A 16,626-nucleotide genomic window follows, 5' to 3' on the forward strand; every position below is an offset into this window, starting at 1 on the left:
AAATCCCACTAGAACAATTCATTCAACACCTACCCGAATTGGAGCAGCTTGCGACTTGTATCCAGCTGTGCAGGAAGCCCTAATGGAATGGCGATATTCGGGGAACAGTGACCGATCCGAAACCCAGCCATAGCGGGTCTGCCCGCCTTCGCAATATAATGCTGTATTACCTCTTCCAGTGATAGGGACAATTCTCGCTTAACTGGATCACAATGATGAAAATCACCAACGATGATACCCGCTGCTTCCGTCAGCTTGCCTGCTTGAAGAAGCTGATTCAGCATGCGGTCTATGCGATATGGCTCTTCGCCAATATCCTCAATCAAGAGAAGCCTGCCTGTTGTGTTTATCTCATAAGGAGTGCCGAGTGTCGTCACAAGCAGTGAGAGATTGCCGCCGACGATAACCCCTTCTGCCGTTCCGGGCCAGAGGACCTCAAGCGGAGAAATTGCCTCTGTATAGGGCGGTATATCTTTACCAAACAACAGATCAAAGCCTTTGAGAGTAAGTGGATCAACAAAATCAGCGGCCAGGCAGGTCAGCATAGGTCCATGAAATGTAATCAAACCCGTACGCTGAAATATCGCGTTATGCAGGAATGTAACATCACTATAGCCCCAGAAAAACTTTGGATGACGCCGAATGAGCTCATAATCCAGCAGATCCGACATTCTAGCCGTTCCATATCCGCCTCTCGCGCATACGATGGCCTTAATTTTCGGATTGGCGAACATGTCATTCAGCTCACGAGCTCTGTCTTCATCCGTTCCGGCCAAATATCCGTAATCATTCTCATTGTATACTGTCTTGCCAAATTGAACCTGTAAACCAAGTCGAAGCAGATGATCAGCTGCCTTGGTTATGCGGGTACTGTCCCCCGGACTTGCCGGAGCCATTATTCCGACCGTGTCTCCCATACGTAATGGTTCAGGATATATCGTCTTGAGCTCTACGTTCATCTCCTTCGTTCAACTCCTCTTGGGCTCGTATAGAAAGGAACTCCCAGTGATCTGGTTCGATCACCGGGAGAACCTGCATGCAAGTGCTTGAATGAAGTCCTTGCTTATTGTAACTCTGCGTACTTGTAATCAATATATCCGTATGCATGCCGCAGCACCCCAGTTAAATGATCCTTCTGCAAGTACACGGAATTATAGAAATACATCGGCATGATCGGCATCTCTTCCATAAGTATGCTCTCGGCCTCATGCAAATACGTAAATCGTTTCTCCACATCCGGCTCGCTGTAAGCAGCTGCTATCAGCTGGTCATACTCACTATTGCTCCAGCCTGTCCGGTTATTAGGACTGCCGGATACGAAGATGTCGAGGAAGTTAATCGGGTCTGCAAAGTCAGGGAGCCAGGAGCTTCTTGACATTTGGAACTGCAGGCTCTTCTGCTCATCGGTCAGCACCTTGCTCTCCTTGCTCGCCAGTGTGATATCGATGCCAAGATTTGTTTTGATCATGGCCTGCATTGTTTCCGCAATCTTCTGATGAAGGTCATTTGTGTTATAGGATAAAGTAACGGAAGGGAGAGTATCATACCCTTCTTCCTCCATCCCTTCGGTTAGAAGCCGCTTCGCTTCTTCAATATCAAACTTTACCAGCTCGCCGCCCTGTTCACGGAAGTCCCCTCCGCTCTCACCTTCGAGCAGGCCATAGGAGACCAGCCCGGTTGCCGGCTTATGCTTCTGCTTGATCACAAGATCTACAATTTGCTGTCTGTCTACAGCCAAGGTGAAGGCTTTGCGGATCTTCGCATTTGTGAAGGGCTCCATCGTGGTATTAAAACGATAGAAGTATGTTCCGGCTGAATCTTCAATCGTTGCTTTACCTTCGTCGATCAGAGATTGAATTACATCCGGCGGCAGGGTTCCTGTAATGTGCAGTTCTCCACTCTCATACAGTTGATAAGCTGTCGTGGAATCATCCACCATCTTCATCGTGATGCCATCCAAATGTACATTGTCAGCATCCCAATACTGATCATTTTTCACCATTTGAATCTCGGCATCATGCTTCCATTCCGTTAATTTGAACGGTCCGTTGCTTAGAATGGAAGAAGCCTCTGCCGCCCACTGCGCATTTCCTTCGACGGTTGCCTTATGTACGGGGAAGAACGCAGGGTTCGACATCATACCGAGAAACCAGGGAGCGGGCTTGTTCAGCTTTATTTCGAGGGTATGCTCATCTACTGCTGTAACCTGTACATCATCTGCAGTTCCTTCTCCCGAGTTATACGCTTCGGCTCCATCAATAACATAGGCAAGCGTTGCAGATGCAGCGCCAAGGTTCGGATCCAGTATCCGTTTAAATGCGAATTCAAAATCTGAGGCTGTAACCGGATCACCGTTAGACCACTTGGCATCCTCCCGCAAAGTGAACGTATACTGCTTCTCATCTTCTGTAACCGTCCACTCACTGGCTACTCCTGGACCTGGCGTATGGTCTTCCTGAAGACGGGTCAACCCTTCCATGAAATTGTTCAGCACATCATTCGATACCTGGTCAAAGCCAACAGGCGGATCAAGAGACGTCGGCTCCTTGCCGTTATTGACGAGCAGGATCTTACTGTTCACATCAGCAGCGTCTCCGTCTGCTCCACTACCCTCTCCTCCACAAGCCGCCAGCACAAGACACAGAATCACAATACAGTAGAGCAACAGCATGGACCGATGTTTCTTCATTGATTACTCCCCCTTAAGTTTATGAATGGATATGGAATCAATTTCATAGCTGTTTCATAGTGAAATTGATTCGAATTCCGGCAATACATGTGTCTATTGTTCGCTCAACTAATAGAAGAACGAATCGCCGGTTCAAGCACTTTTGGTGTGGGTACAGATTTCTTCGGAAACACACCCTTGGAGCGTTCGTCGAGCAGCCAGCAGGCGGCTGTATGTTCAGGCGCTCCGTCCATGCTGACTGACGGCGGATCATATGAACCGCACACTTCCATAACATATGGACAACGGGCTGAGTATGGACAGCCTATAGGTGGTGAAAATAAATCCGGCGGTGTTCCAGGGATGGAAATAAGCGGCTTGCTGCGATCACCGTCTACACGGGGCATGGATGCAAGCAGTCCTTGTGTGTACGGATGCTTTGGATCATAGAAGATTTGCCTTACCGTACCGGATTCCACGATCTTACCTGCATACATGACACAAACACGTTGAGCCAGATTAGCGACGACCCCCAGATCATGAGTAATCATAATGATGGATACACCGGTTTCTGCCTGCAGCATTTTAAACAAATCCAATATTTGTGCCTGGATCGTTACATCGAGTGCTGTTGTCGGCTCATCCGCAATAAGGATGGAAGGATTCCCTATGGCAGCGATCGCAATCATGACCCGCTGTCTCATCCCGCCGCTGAACTCATGCAGATACTGCTTCATACGGGCCTCCGGATCTTTAATCCCGATGAGCTGTAACATATCCATAGCGCGTTTCTTCGCCTCTGCTCTGGACAGCTTCTGATGATGCCTGATTCCTTCCATCAGCTGCTCGCCAATCGAGATGGTGGGATTAAGTGCTGTCATCGCATCCTGAAATATCATGGTTATCTCGCTTCCGCGAAGCTTTCGTATCTGTTTCTCGCTCATGCTGACGAGCTCTATATTTTTATACTTAATGCTGCCCTTGTTAATCGTCGCCGTTTGCTTGGGTAAGAGACGCATGATGCTTCTTGCCGTCACACTCTTACCGCTTCCCGACTCCCCAACAATCGCCAGCGTTTCTCCTTTATAGAGGGCTAAGTCGACACCACGCACGGCCTGTACACTCCCGCCATACGTAGCAAACGAAACATGCAGGTTATTCACCTCGAGCAGCGGAGCTGCCCCTTCATTCCTCGTTGCCATCATGCGTTACCTCCTCTGTTTCGGATCAAATATCTGATGTAGACCGTCACCCAGCAAATTAAATGCCAGCATCGTCAAAGAGATAAATAAGGAAGGGAAGAGCAAGCGCCACCAATATCCGGACAAAATCGTAGACATCCCGTCATTGGCCATCGTGCCCCAGCTTGCAAGCGGCGCCTGTATACCAAGACCGAGAAAGCTGAGGAACGCTTCTGAGAATATGGCCGACGGAACCGAGAATGTAACCTGCACAATAATGACGCCGAATGCATTAGGCAGCAAATGTCTTCGAATAATGTTCCATGATCCTGCTCCGAGTGCTCTGGCAGCAAGCGTATATTCAGAGGATTTCAACTGCAGCACCTGTCCACGCACGATGCGTGCCATCCCAATCCATCCTGTCGCAGTTAGTGCCACGATGATTGTTAGAAGGCCGGGACCCATGGCAACCATGAGCAGAATAACGATGAGTAAATAGGGAATTCCGTACAAAATATCAACAAACCGCATCATGACATTATCGATTCTTCCTCCAAAGTAACCGGCAATTCCGCCGTATATGACCCCGATCGCAAAATCAATAACAGCCGCGATCACGCCTACGCCGAGCGAAATCTGCGCCCCGTATATAATACGGGCAAATACGTCACGTCCGAGATCATCCGTCCCAAACCAATGGACCGCAGAAGGCTGCTGATTGGCGTTCACTAAGTTCTGCTCTGCATAGCCGTGTTCAGCTATGAAGGGACCGAAGACAGCGAGTATCCCCAGCAAAATAATGACAATAAGTCCTGCAAACGCAAGCTTGTTCTTGTACAGCAGTATCCATGCCCTTTTCCATGCAGGAATTCGGGGTCTAACGATCGCCTCAGCCTCTCCAGCTTCACGTTTCATGGGTACAAATAGATGATCAGGTACGTCGGATGCTTGCATAACCTAGGCCCCTTTCTTATGCAGTTTGATACGCGGATCAATCAAGCCGTACAAAATATCAACCAGGAACATCATGATGATGAGCAAAGCGCTGTAGAATACGGTCGTTCCCATAATGACGGAATAATCCCGATTGTTAATGCCATCAACAAAGTATTTTCCCATACCCGGTATGGCAAAAATCTTCTCAATAACGAAGCTCCCTGTCAGCACATTGGCCAGCAGCACGCCAAGCAGTGTAATCACCGGAAGCACTGCGTTGCGCAGAGCATGCTTCACGACGATGACGAGGGGCGGAAGACCTTTGGATCTGGCGGTATCCATATAATCTTGGGTGAGCACCTCTATGAGGTTTGCGCGTGTTAATCTAGCGATTGTTGCAATGGGTCCTGCCGCCAGTGCCAGCGCAGGCAATACCATATGCTTCCACGTTCCCCATGTGGCTACCGGCAGCAGCTTCAGTTCAACTGCAATATATTTGATGAGCAGCGGGGCAAGAACAAAGCTCGGTACAGCCACTCCAATCACGGCAATAATCATGGCGATGTAATCGATGATGCCGTTTTTTTGCAGCGCAGCAATGGTTCCGAGAAGGATGCCGATGAGAATGGAGATACATATAGCGACTATGCCCAGCTGAAAGGATACGGGAAATCCGCGTTCTATCATACTGTTCACGCTGTCAGGATAATGAGATATGGAAGGTCCGAGATCTAGAGTTAGAAGAGATTTAATATATTCAATGTATTGAATGTAGAGAGGCTCATCCAGATGATAGAAGGACATCATGTTCTGAATGACATTGGCATTTGCCTCCTTACCGTCACGATCAAACGGTGAACCCGGTATAGAGTGCATTAATAGAAAGGTAATCGTTATAATCAGCCATAAAGTGACGACCATGGATATAAATTTACGGAGAATAAATTGTGCCATGACAGGACTCCTTTATCAGCAAAATGCGGTTCTCATTGCAAGCTCAGTCATCACAAGCATGGCTTGGTAGGCTTCGAGGATATCATCTGCCTGATAGGATACCACCGGGGAATAGCGCTCCATCCGGGTTTTGGGCATGAGATGGGCCCACTCTGCCTGACCGTAATTAGCGAACTCTAGTGTCAGAAGCGGCTTCTCTGGAGGAGTCAGCGGTTGAACCCGCTCTTTGTTCGCTATGGCCTGAATCGTCTTCTCCCGCAGGAGCTCACCGCTCTGGGCGGGGGTCAAGCACAGGGCTGACGTGCGTGAGATTTGTCTCTTCACAATAGCGGTTGTGACGTGTGGTATCAGCTCCTCCGCCTCCGCAGCAGTCTCATCATCTCCTGCCACAAGCAGAAGGGGAACCCCATGATGTCCCGCGACATAAGCGTTGAAGCCAAGCTCTCCTACGGCCACATCATTAATGTACATATTGCGAATACCGAAGATCATTGAGTGGCTCATCACTCCCGGTCGTGCCGCTCGAGAATGATAGCCTAGAAAAACTGCACCTCCATAGCTGGAATCGAGACCCTGCATCATGGAGTAGGGCTTCACATCTCCTGATATTAACTGAGCTCTCGGATACAGCTCCTCGATGATCAAATTATTCATTTTGGAATGGCTGTCATTAACCACAACTTCATGGATGCCTTCACCAAAAGCCGTTTCGATCACGTGATTGGCCTCAGCCGTCATGATCCGCTGTCCCCGGTTGTAATTCCGCTTCGCCGAATCGACAAACGTATCATCCACAAGACCCGTGACGCCTTCCATATCCATTGAAATGTACAGTTTCATGCTGATCGGCCCCCTATTCGTCATAATTGAATGCTAGTGCTTACATCTACTTTTGAGTATAAAAAAAACAGCAAACCATAACGCGGGCAGCTGCTCCTAGCATAAGAACATGTCTGACCCGGATTATGATTTGCTGGATTTCATTTACGATATGCTGTACGCAAGGCCTGTAATGATGACACAGCCGGTACATGCGAATAAATAAAGCAGCCTATCTTCTTATTTAATTATGGTTAACGATCGAACGATATTTCTTCTGTGCATCCTTATAGGCGACAATAATCGCCTTCTGAGAGGAGCCGTGATATCTGGACCGAACCTGTTCACTAATAATATCGAGATCATGCATTGTCTTCCCAACAAACAGGGTTCTGACAAAGGCGGAGGTCAGCGGAATGGTCGAAGAGCATCCGGCATCCACAATCTTATCATTGGTTGTATCAATTACCAGACCGATAAAAAAAGCACTGAACTGCTGAGTAATCGGATTATTGACCGAGGTCTGAGCATCGCCCACGATATATATCGTATCCGTATTATAGTCCAATAGCTTGTCCTCCTGGATCAGCTTCAGCTTATGGATTAATCAAGGATGCAGATGACTCTTGTCCCGAGTGCCTGCGACTTGATTAGACATCTGAAGTTGAATTGTGTAATTTATTCTAACAACAAACTCACTTATTTGTAAATAACCTTTGTGAATTTGTTTCATCTATGTAAAATGATGTTTGAATATTCCTATTCCCTCTTCATTCAAGCATGAATTATGTCAGTTATATGTTATATAACAACTGGAAATCATCCATTCAAATCTGCTTATTTTACATTTTGATTGCACTGGGATGATTTGGAATTTACAAATTACACTTATGCTTGTTTACATGAGGATTTGGCAAAATCCGACTGATAAATGACAAGGAGTGTGTTCTTTTGAGCGAAAAAACGATCGATCGCAAAACCTTTCTATCCTATCTAGGTACAGGCGCTGCTGCACTTGCTGCTGCTTCTGCCGGTCTTGGTACACTTGACGGTAAAGCCTCCGCAGCTTCCAGTGCGAACCACCTCTTCGGATTTAACACGAACAAAGTTACAGGCTTCTTCGATCCGATTGAGCCTACTATGGAAGACGAGCTCGTATTGCCAAAGAACTTTAAGTATGACGTTGTCGCTGCCTTTGACGACATTATTAATCCGGCAGGTGAGAAATTTGGGCAGGGTGCAGATTACAACGCATTTTTCCCTATTGAAGGCTCGAATACGAGAGGACTCCTTGTTACGAATCATGAATACACAAACATCTTTGCCATCGGTCCTGTAGCGGACAGCGGTCCCACCAAGAAACAAATCGAGCAAAGCCTCTATTACCAAGGGATGTCGGTAACGGAAGTGTACCGTGATGAGCAAGGGGTATGGAAGCTTGATCCGACATCAAAATATGCACGTCGTATCACAGGCTTCACCTCCTTCGACATCACAGGTCCTGCCAAAGGCTCCGCAACAATTGGAAATGCGACCAAAGCACAAGGTACATTTGCTAACTGCTCCGGCGGCGTCACATTATGGAATACGGTGCTGTCCTGTGAGGAGAATTTTGAAGAGCTTGCCGGACAAGCGAAGCTGCCAGAAACACACTATGGCTGGGTAGTAGAGATCGATCCTTTTGAAGCCTCTTTCCGCAAAAAGCATACCGCTCTAGGTCGATTCAATCATGAGAATACAGCGATGGGTATTGCCAAAGACGGACGTGTTGTTGTATACATGGGCGATGACAAGAAGGATGCCTGCGTATACAAATTTATTAGCAAAGGAAAGTACAACAAAGCCATCGGCCGTTCCAATTCTGCCTTGCTTGAAGAAGGCACACTATATGTTGCCAATCTTAAATCAGGGAAATGGGCTCCTGTAACGATTGAAGCCGTGAAGGAAGTTCTCTCCTCCGACAGCTATAAGAATCCATATGGCGTGTCTGGTACGAAGGAAGAGTTACTTAAAAAGTTCACTTCCCAAGCGGATGTCGTTACCTATTGCAACCAAGCTGCTCTAATTGTTGGCGGAACTCCAACCGATCGTCCGGAGGATATTGAAATTTCGCCTTTCGACAGCACCGTCTTTATCTGCCACACGAATAACGATATTCATGGCAATATACACGGTCATATTACACGTATTTTTGAGAACAACGATGATCTCGGATCCCTTGAATTCAACTTCGAAATCTTTGCTGCCGGCGGCAGACAGTCCGGCTTCAGCTCACCGGATAATCTGGCATTCGATTCGAACGGCAATTTGTGGGTCGTGACCGACATTTCCACGAGCAGTCACAACAAGGGCGTATATAAATCGTTCATGAACAACGGTTTGTTCGTCATCCCTACAAGCGGCAAGAGCCAGGGACAAGCACTGCAATTCGCATCTGGTCCTAAGGATTCGGAGCTGACCGGTCCATACTTCACACCAGATGAGCAAACACTGTTCATCTCTGTACAGCATCCCGGCGAAATGACTACAGACCTGAACAACCCAACAAGCACATGGCCTCACCGAAAGGGAGATAAGAAGGCCCGCTGTGGCGTTGCGGCGATTAGTGGATTCAAGCTAGGACTGTAAGTTTCGACGATAAGCTTTTTATTCAATCATATTGTAATCTAACATTCAACAGGAGATGATATTATGCCCGGAATCGGAAATATCGGAATCGGCGGACTCATTCTGATTCTTATCATCGCACTCATCATATTTGGCCCTTCGAAGCTGCCTGAGCTTGGACGTGCCTTTGGCCGGACGCTCAGTGAGTTCAAGGGAGCCACTCGCGGACTCATGGGCGGGGACAATGATGAGGATGAGAAGAAAAAACCTGCGGAAGCTGGCACTTCCGCTTCGGTTAGCAGCTCCGGATCTAAGTCACAATGAGTAACAATCCAAACGAATTAAATATGATTGGGCATTTGGATGAGCTGCGAAGCCGGCTCATCCGGACGCTCATCACTTTCCTGCTCTGGATGGTCATCGCCTTTATCTTCGTGAAGGACATCTATGATATTCTCGTTTCGGATATGGAGCGCAAGCTGATCATTCTTGGTCCTTCAGATGTCATGTGGGTGTACTTCATGATCGCAGGTGTGGTTGCTGTTACATTAACGATTCCTGTGGCAGCTTATCAAATATGGAAATTCGTTCAGCCTGCTGTACCGACTGCTGCCCAGCGATCTACGCTGATCTTTATTCCCGTGCTCACTCTAATGTTCATTCTAGGCATATCCTTCGGTTACTTTATTTTGTTCCCGATGGTGCTGCATTTTCTGAATGAGATGGCAGCTGATTCGTTTGAGACGATGTATACCGCACAGAAATACTTCACGTTTATGATTCACATGACGGTCCCATTTGGACTCTTGTTTGAAATGCCTGTCGTTGTCATGTTCCTAACCAAGCTTGGGATATTAAATCCGGCCAAGCTCGCCAAGGCACGCAAGGTGTCCTATTTTATTCTCGTCGTCGTTGCCGTCACGATTACACCGCCGGATATCATGTCCGACATTCTAGTCATTATCCCTTTATTCCTGCTATATGAAGTAAGTTTGACGATCTCAAGAATGGTCTACCGCAAGCAGCTTCAGGCTCAGTCCGAGACGAGCCTGGCCGCGTAAGCTGACCGTTCCGCTTCTCAGGTTACATCACCAACAGCCCTGAGCATGCTCCTTCATTCCCGGGTGGAGCATGCTCAGGGCTGTTTACGTTTTGTTATCCTTATCTTGACAAACAGCTCTGCATAGAGGCTTAATAGATGAGAACAGGAGGAGAAGACATCTTGAGTATCTGGCAAAAATGGAAAGCGGAAATCAGAAGCTGGCCCCGCAATATCCAGCTTTTTTTTCTTGCAAACATCCTATATCAAATGGGCGGAGGCATGTTCTCCGTGCTCTACAATTTGTACATACAAGATCTGGGCTACGACGCAACGATGAACGGCACCATTATCAGCGTGCAATCCATTGCCACGGCAATCATGTTCATCCCTATAGGGCTGCTCGGAGACCGTATAAGCAAGAAGCCGATTCTCATTATTGGTGCACTCTTCAGCGGACTAACCTTTGTTGGACGAGCCTTTGCTATAGGGGAGCCCCATCTCTTATGGCTGGCGATATCTTCAGGATTATTTGCTTCCTTCTTTCAAGTGCTCGCGATCCCTTTTCTAGCGGCCAATGTCTCCGAGCATAATCGACTTCGGCTGTTTAGCATTCACGCTTCCCTCGTGCTGGCGGCTCAGGTCATCGGCAGCTTCGGCGGCGGAGTGCTTGCTGATGTGCTTGGGTTTATTGGGATCCATAGCATTTCCAGCTTACAGATCGTTCTGCTCCTGGGCGGTATAGCTACATTTCTTGGTACACTTCCGTTATTTCTAGTAAAAGATTCACCCGTTATACATAACCCTGTATCTGCTATTCGCTCGAACACCGTGTCTGCATCGAATATGAACAGAAGTGTATCTTCCAATATGGCAGCAGAGCAGTCCAAATCAGACTTTCGGATTATTAAGCACTTTGTGATGACACAGCTGCTGATCGGCATTGGATCAGGTCTTGTCGTTCCATATTTAAATTTGTATTTTACGGACCGGTTTCATATCAGTCTCAGTCTCATGAGTGCCCTGATATCGTTAGGCCAAGTCATGACCATCATCTCGATGATGATTGGACCTTCTCTTGTGAGCCGGGTTGGACCCGTGCGAGCCGTTTTCATTTTCCAAACGATGTCTCTGCCTTTCCTTCTGCTGACCGGGTTCACCTATTCGGTGCTCATTGCTTCCGTCAGCTTCTTGTTTAGACAAGCGCTCATGAATGCAGCCAATCCGATTTTTTCATCGATATTAATTGACCATGTGTCAGATCGAAGACGAGGTATTGCGAACTCACTCATGCAGACTGCTTTCATGATCGGCTGGGCTACAATGGGACCTGTCCAATCCTATCTCGTTACAACTTACGGCAGCTACCACGGCTATGCCATCACATTTACAATCACCGGCGTTCTATATGTCCTGGCTTCTACCTGGTTCTATCTGGTGTTCCGAAACAAACATAACAACAAACTGGAGCAATCTGTGTCAGGCAAATCATCCAGTCCAAGTAAACCTATTTAACTATTTTCTAAAAAGGGGATTTGACTATTGAAGCTGACTTGCCCGATTTACGGTGAATGGGATGAAATTGAAGAAGTTTTTGAGGAGTTGATATGTAGTAGTGCGTTTCAAAGGTTAAAGGAAATTCATCAAGGCGGAGCAAGTTATTTGGTTAATGAAAAATGGAATGTGACCCGATATGATCATTCGATAGGGGTAATGCTGCTGATTAGGAAACTGGGAGGTTCAATTGAAGAACAAATTGCAGGACTATTACACGACATTTCTCATACTGCCTTTTCACATGTTGTTGACTTTGTATTAGATAACACAGAGGAAAATTACCATGAGCACATTTATCAAAAAATCATTATCGAGTCATCAATTCCGGATATCTTAAGTCGTCATAATTATGATTATAAAAAGATCCTTTTTGACAACTTATCATGGACATTGCTTGAACGACCCGCTCCTGAGCTCTGTGCAGACCGAATCGATTATACACTTAGAGACTTGTATCACTATGGAATCATCACGTTAGAAGAAATTCAATCCTTTTTAGACAATATAACTGTCGCAAATGGAATAATTGTTGTCCAAAATGTAGCGACTGCGAATTGGTTTGTTAGAGTCTATTACAAGGAGGTCATTGATTTTTTCTTAGATCCTCTCAATATTTACGCAAATGAACTTCTAACTAGAATTCTGAAGCTCGCATTAGATAAACAAATAATTAGCCTAGAAATGATGTTAGGAACGGATAATGACATCATGTCTCTACTACGGACATCTTATGATCAGAATATTCAGAATATTCTGTCCATGCTCCATTCAAATGTGACCGTTATTGTAGATGAGAACAGTTATGATATGTGTCGTAGCACAAAAGTAAGACTCATTGACCCATTTATTCTTCACGGAACCGAACTTATTCCAGCTTCTCAACGATCAGAGGAAGTTTGTATTATAAATGAGAATGCCCGTATCAAAGCACAACAAGGGGTTTGCGTAAGAATTATATCTTTCTGAATGAAAAAGCGATCCACTACGAACTTATATCAGTTCATAGTGGATCGCTTCTATTTATACTCAGCATCATTAGGCATGCTTACTTCTTTTTTCGTCCTTTACTAGAAGAGCTCCCCGTGTTTAATGAATCCTTATCCCGGTTAACAAACGTATACGTTTCGGCCAGCTTCTCCGCAATATGCCTGACCACCTTGCGGTTCTTCATATAGCCATTATGACAGAACGGATTCCAGAAGGTCAGCGGATTCCCCACATTCAGATCAATGTCCTGCTTCACCGCCTTCTCATAGGCGGGATCAATATTTCGAAGGGGATATCCCAAAATATCATCCTTATCAAAAAAATTAACCCATTCTCCTTGCAGCCCCGGGAAAATCGCTTGACCTTCCTTGGAAGGTACAACAATCGGCTTGCTAAAATCACGATATCTCAGACTCCATAACGGCAGCGTTGTACCGAGTGAATAAAAATGCGTCAGGGTATCTCCCCTCTCCAAGGGAGAAGTCGTATCGATCACTCCTGGAAAGTGCCTGGAAGTGTACTGCAAATCGTAGAAGAAGTTACTGGCTATCACGCTGCCCAAGCTATGTGATACGACACATAGCGGGGCATTCTTCCCTACTCTTTGCGATAAGCTGTGCAGTGCATTACTAATGGTCTGGTGTACGGCATCATAATTATGCCCGTTCGTATCGACCGGCTGGTATGCGACAGCATCCGCCAAATAGTAGATAAGATAACGACGGAGATGCTTGTAGCGAAGCTTCTTACTCAACACCAGCTCCTGATAGATCCGTTCCTCCTCCTTACCAAATACATCAGCCCAGTATACAGGCTCTACTTCAATATATGGTCTGGCGGAAGGCACTTGCATCACACTTGAGAAGGCTTTATCGAGCTTTTTCATGAACTTCTCAGCATATTCCTTCTTCTGAAGCCCGAGTCCATGCACCACAATGACCGCAATCTTCTGCACATTCATCCTCTCCCTCCATCATCGTCAGGTCTGGATATATGGGTATGTATGTTCCCCTATTATATACGATGCAGCTGCGTTCGAACATTGGTCAGAAGTCCTTGTTTTCCGTATAGGAGCAGGCACTCATTGGCTTAAATTTGCAGAACTGCAATCGTTCCCGTTACTGTCAGCGTACTCAGCAGTGTCGAAAAAAAGACCGTTTGCGAAGAAAATTCCGGTTCATTATCGAACTGTACCGCAAGAATCATGCTGCTGAGTGATGTCGGTACTGCAGAGGAAACGATCAAGGCCTTGGCAACGAGCCCCTCAATCCCCATCATCCATACGGTTAGTGCGGCGAGAAGCGGACCGGCAATCAGTCTTAAAAACACAGATATGGCTACATTCGTGCTGCCCTTTTTCGCAAAAGTCCATTTCATCGCTCCGAGCTGTACACCGAGCGTCAGTAATGCCATACCGATAAAGGCAGTATACAAATAATTAAGCGGCGTCTGAATGCTATTGGGGAGAGGTACTTCAAGGAACCTCAACAGAAGCGCTGCAGGAATTGCGTAAATTACGGGCTGCCCTGCGATAGTTCTCCAAATATCCTTCAGCTTGGCACGGTGCGCATTGACGCTGTATATTCCATATGTATTGGGTATGAAGGATTGAAGCATAAGAATAATTACCTGCACTCCAAGCGTCAGCGGGTTGCCCGAGAAGGCAAGCTGATTAATCGGAAGTCCATAATTTGCGCTGTTGGCGAACAAGACACTGTTTCGCAGTGCTGCTGGCATTCCACCCTCCAGCTTACGAATTTTGATAATGACAGAGCATACGATGTATTGCAGCAGCATGAAAATAAAGAAGAAGCCGATCACCTGCCCAAACAGAGACATGGTAATGTCTGTCGTGTATAAAAGATTAAAAACGACAGCCGGGGACAGGATGTAAAAGTTAATGTTCGATAAGGTTTTGACATCGAGTCCTCTCGTACGGCGGACGATAAAGCCCACAGCAATGACAAGAAATAAGGGGATGACGTTGTTCAGCAATATGTTTAAAAATAAGGCCATGATGGTAATATCCTTTCTATGAAAGAAGACTTCCTCTACTTAGAGGAATGATTTTGTTTCAAAACATGCAAATCATGAATGAACTCATCGGTACTTAAATAGGGCTCCTTCAGCTCGAGCAGCCGCTCAATGACCTCCTGTAGCTCGGTCGAAATTGACAGCTCCTCCTGCCAGCTCCGCTCAGTATCTGTGCCATCCTCAGACTCATAGGTCGAATACAGCATGAACAGCATAAAATGACCAATATCGGTAAGATCAGATTGCTCCTCAGCCAACTTGAACTGTGCTGCATAGGAACTGCGGGCTTTCTTCCACGGGTGAGCAGTCGTTGACCTCCTTGTCGTCGGGGGAGCTTCACCGATCTGTCTTGCCAGGCCAAAATCAATTAATGAGAGTCTCTCCTCCCGAAATAGCACATTCGGAATTCGCAGGTCCAGATGAACATACCCTTTCTTATGAATATACTGGACTACATCCAGCAGCTTCAGAGTCATTTCAATGCAAGAGACTTCATCATATGTGCAGCCCTGCTCAAAGATCAAATCCTCGAGTGTATCTCCCTCCACATAGGTCATGACAAGATAGGTATGCTTGCCTTCAACAAAAAAATCAAGCGGTTCAGGAATCTGCGAATGACGGAGGGCCTGCAGGATGTTCCTCTCTCTTCGAAGCAAATACTGTGCATACTCCCCCTTACTGGGCCTGGACTGCTTAAGAGCAACGACCGCTCCACTCTTCTGATCCAAGCATTTGTATGTCATGCCATAGCTTCCTTCACCCAGCAGCTGCATATTGACATAACGATCCCCAAGCACCGTATTTATTTCAGCCGGATAATCCCGCCACGCAGATAGGAATGAGCTCAGGAATGAAAAAAAACGCATAAATCAACGATTCTCCTTTGATGAATAGACTGTGAACGCTATTTTTTATGTTCGCATTGCCCATCTATTATAGCACCAATCCGTGAACGTGGACTTCGCGATTACACTAATGATTGGGATAGTTTTGCGTTATCTTCAATAACGAGAGGGTTAGCGGATAGTACATGAGCACAGACGAAGTTTATTCCATTTTAGAATAAAGATTACTTAATTTTACAAATGTATTCGAACTATGATGTGGATAGATCACTTATAATCGCTAATTTACCATAAGTTAATTTCATTTTGATAAAAAGATGCTATAATGACGATATATTCAGTCTACAAGAGGTGAAATCGCCGCATGACATCAGGCATGAAGAACACCATTTCACGTTATTATCAATTATTCTGGCTCTTCTTTAAAATAGGACCATCAACCTTTGGCGGTGGATATGCTATGATCCCCGTGCTGGAACGAGAGATCGTGGAGAAGCGGGGTTGGATCAGCAGACAGGAAATGAATGACTTAATGTCCTTGGCCGGATCTGCTCCGGGCGGGGTTGGCGTTAATGCCTCTGCTTTTATCGGGTACCGAATAGGTAAAGTGCCGGGAGCTATTGCCGCCACTGTCGGGATTACGCTTCCGACCTTTATTATCGTTTTTATTCTAAGCAGCATCTATTCTGTCTTTCAGCATGAACCGAAGGTACAGGCCGCAATGAAGGGAATTCACGGTGCGATTATCGGTCTGATTGCCGTCGCTGCCTATAACATGGGTAAGAACGCCCTGTTTGACCGTACCACGATTACCATTGCCGCAGCATCTCTCATCGTATTGATCGCAACAAGCATCAATCCAACCTTCATGATCCTGATTGGACTTGTATTAGGGATGATCATTATCTCTGTTAAGAAAAAACTCGGAATGAGCGTACAAACCGAGAAAAAATCGGCTTCGGAACATGCAGCAACAATCGAATATTACATTTAGGAGAC

At 46.3% G+C, this 16,626-nt stretch carries 16 protein-coding genes; 6 read left to right on the top strand and 10 right to left on the bottom strand.

Annotated features, from left to right (window positions below):
- Positions 1–29 precede the first annotated feature (29 nt).
- The 7 genes from TCA2_RS04985 to TCA2_RS05015 form a co-directional block, all read right to left on the bottom strand.
- Positions 30–959 (bottom strand): LD-carboxypeptidase, encoded by a 930-nt coding sequence (locus TCA2_RS04985; RefSeq protein ID WP_047910468.1) that lies wholly within the window; start codon positions 957–959, stop codon positions 30–32.
- A 104-nt stretch (positions 960–1,063) separates the two neighbouring features.
- Entirely contained in the window at positions 1,064–2,689 is a 1,626-nt protein-coding gene (locus tag TCA2_RS04990; protein ID WP_047910469.1) for a peptide ABC transporter substrate-binding protein, read from the bottom strand.
- A 104-nt stretch (positions 2,690–2,793) separates the two neighbouring features.
- On the bottom strand, positions 2,794–3,873 hold the full coding sequence (locus tag TCA2_RS04995) for an ABC transporter ATP-binding protein (protein ID WP_274337270.1): 1,080 nt from the start codon (positions 3,871–3,873) through the stop codon (positions 2,794–2,796).
- Positions 3,874–3,876: 3 nt separating this feature from the next.
- Positions 3,877–4,803, bottom strand: a complete 927-nt coding sequence (locus TCA2_RS05000; protein WP_047910471.1) for an ABC transporter permease — start codon at positions 4,801–4,803, stop codon at positions 3,877–3,879.
- 3 nt (positions 4,804–4,806) lie between these two features.
- A complete protein-coding gene (locus TCA2_RS05005; protein WP_047910472.1) occupies positions 4,807–5,739 on the bottom strand; it encodes an ABC transporter permease in 933 nt (310 codons plus the stop codon).
- A 15-nt stretch (positions 5,740–5,754) separates the two neighbouring features.
- The gene (locus TCA2_RS05010; protein WP_047910473.1) at positions 5,755–6,579 is read right to left on the bottom strand and encodes a M55 family metallopeptidase; all 825 of its coding nucleotides are present in this window, start codon (positions 6,577–6,579) and stop codon (positions 5,755–5,757) included.
- A gap of 223 nt (positions 6,580–6,802) precedes the next feature.
- Positions 6,803–7,126: a DUF3870 domain-containing protein gene (locus TCA2_RS05015; RefSeq protein WP_047910474.1), complete on the bottom strand. Its 324-nt coding sequence runs from the start codon at positions 7,124–7,126 to the stop codon at positions 6,803–6,805.
- 383 nt (positions 7,127–7,509) lie between these two features.
- Between TCA2_RS05015 and TCA2_RS05020 the strand changes: the two genes are divergently transcribed.
- The 5 genes from TCA2_RS05020 to TCA2_RS05040 all read left to right on the top strand — a co-directional run bounded on the left by TCA2_RS05020 (position 7,510) and on the right by TCA2_RS05040 (position 12,727).
- Positions 7,510–9,186 carry a PhoX family phosphatase gene (locus tag TCA2_RS05020; RefSeq protein ID WP_238546286.1) on the top strand — a complete coding sequence of 559 codons (1,677 nt, stop codon included), beginning with the start codon at positions 7,510–7,512 and terminating at the stop codon, positions 9,184–9,186.
- A 63-nt stretch (positions 9,187–9,249) separates the two neighbouring features.
- A complete protein-coding gene (gene tatA / locus TCA2_RS05025) occupies positions 9,250–9,489 on the top strand; it encodes a twin-arginine translocase TatA/TatE family subunit (RefSeq protein WP_047910475.1) in 240 nt (79 codons plus the stop codon).
- Complete coding sequence (gene tatC / locus TCA2_RS05030; protein WP_047910476.1) at positions 9,486–10,226, top strand: twin-arginine translocase subunit TatC; 741 nt, start codon at positions 9,486–9,488, stop codon at positions 10,224–10,226. Before tatA ends, tatC begins: the two co-directional genes overlap by 4 nt.
- 137 nt (positions 10,227–10,363) lie before the next feature.
- Entirely contained in the window at positions 10,364–11,719 is a 1,356-nt protein-coding gene (locus TCA2_RS05035) for an MFS transporter (protein WP_047910477.1), read from the top strand.
- A 27-nt stretch (positions 11,720–11,746) separates the two neighbouring features.
- A complete protein-coding gene (locus TCA2_RS05040; protein ID WP_047910478.1) occupies positions 11,747–12,727 on the top strand; it encodes an HD domain-containing protein in 981 nt (326 codons plus the stop codon).
- Positions 12,728–12,806: 79 nt separating this feature from the next.
- Here TCA2_RS05040 and TCA2_RS05045 read toward each other — a convergent pair whose 3' ends face one another.
- The 3 genes from TCA2_RS05045 to TCA2_RS05055 form a co-directional block, all read right to left on the bottom strand.
- On the bottom strand, positions 12,807–13,709 hold the full coding sequence (locus TCA2_RS05045; RefSeq protein WP_047910479.1) for a hypothetical protein: 903 nt from the start codon (positions 13,707–13,709) through the stop codon (positions 12,807–12,809).
- A 128-nt stretch (positions 13,710–13,837) separates the two neighbouring features.
- Positions 13,838–14,764, bottom strand: a complete 927-nt coding sequence (locus TCA2_RS05050; protein WP_047910480.1) for an AEC family transporter — start codon at positions 14,762–14,764, stop codon at positions 13,838–13,840.
- Positions 14,765–14,799: 35 nt separating this feature from the next.
- Positions 14,800–15,648 (bottom strand): protein kinase, encoded by an 849-nt coding sequence (locus TCA2_RS05055; RefSeq protein ID WP_047910481.1) that lies wholly within the window; start codon positions 15,646–15,648, stop codon positions 14,800–14,802.
- 343 nt (positions 15,649–15,991) lie between these two features.
- Here TCA2_RS05055 and TCA2_RS05060 point away from each other — a divergent pair, with 343 nt between their 5' ends.
- Positions 15,992–16,621: a chromate transporter gene (locus tag TCA2_RS05060; RefSeq protein WP_047910482.1), complete on the top strand. Its 630-nt coding sequence runs from the start codon at positions 15,992–15,994 to the stop codon at positions 16,619–16,621.
- Positions 16,622–16,626 lie beyond the last annotated feature (5 nt).

This window comes from Paenibacillus sp. TCA20, from assembly GCF_000732325.1.
In the GTDB taxonomy this organism is placed as follows: domain Bacteria; phylum Bacillota; class Bacilli; order Paenibacillales; family Paenibacillaceae; genus Paenibacillus; species Paenibacillus urinalis.